Below are 241 nucleotides of genomic sequence, written 5' to 3'. Positions count from 1 at the left end.
AAGCCGGTGCCGTCGGAGGCCGGCTGGTTCTGCCGGAGGAAGAATTCCTCCCAACTCCACCTCACGCGCTCATTGTGCAGGGGTGCACGGGCCGGCGGAGGGCTACTCGCCGGTCGCCCCGTCGATCGCCTCCCGGATCAGGTCGGCGTGACCGTTGTGCCGGGCCCATTCCTCGATCAGATGCAGATAGAGCGCGCGCACCGACCAGGTCTCCCCGCGGCGGTCGAAGGTGTGGTCCAGG

1 protein-coding gene is annotated in these 241 nt (G+C 68.9%); it reads right to left on the bottom strand.

Translation table 11 applies throughout. The features are described 5' to 3' along the window. Positions 1-102: 102 nt before the first annotated feature. Positions 103-241 (bottom strand): DUF664 domain-containing protein (locus BN358_RS23860; protein ID WP_157593481.1); only part of this gene is annotated, 139 nt, incomplete at its 5' end.

Origin of the sequence: Sedimentibacter sp. B4 (assembly GCF_000309315.1) — a bacterium.
Taxonomy (GTDB): Bacteria; Bacillota; Clostridia; order Tissierellales; family Sedimentibacteraceae; genus Sedimentibacter; species Sedimentibacter saalensis.
This window is presented reverse-complemented; position numbering and strand designations above follow the sequence as displayed.